The 287-nt window shown below is 48.1% G+C and carries 1 pseudogene; it reads left to right on the top strand.

The window, feature by feature from the left end:
- Positions 1-36: 36 nt before the first annotated feature.
- Positions 37-287, top strand: a pseudogene (locus LIZ87_RS22220) (IS481 family transposase); the annotation flags it as partial.

The following is a 287-nucleotide window of genomic DNA, read 5'->3' as shown; positions in this document are numbered from 1 at the left end:
AAGGCTGCTGTCAAATATAAGACCAATCGGCAGTATATCTATCGGTGGCTTCGACGCTATGATGGCTCCTGGGATTCCCTTCGCGATCATTCCAGAAGGCCTCATCATCACCCAAACCAGCATACCGTTGCTGAAATTAAGCTTATTAACGATATGCGGCGCAGAAATCCTCACGCTGGCCTTGTTGTCTTCTGGGTCAAACTCAGGCAGCGCGGGTATTCCCGTTCCATTTCTGGTTTATACCGATTCCTTAAAAAACAGGGTATGATGGCTGTAAAACCGCCGAA

The sequence above is a fragment of the Lacrimispora sp. 210928-DFI.3.58 genome (genome assembly GCF_020554865.1).
In the GTDB taxonomy this organism is placed as follows: domain Bacteria; phylum Bacillota; class Clostridia; order Lachnospirales; family Lachnospiraceae; genus Enterocloster.
Note: the sequence above shows the minus strand (reverse complement) of the source record. Positions and strands in the feature narration are given on the sequence as shown.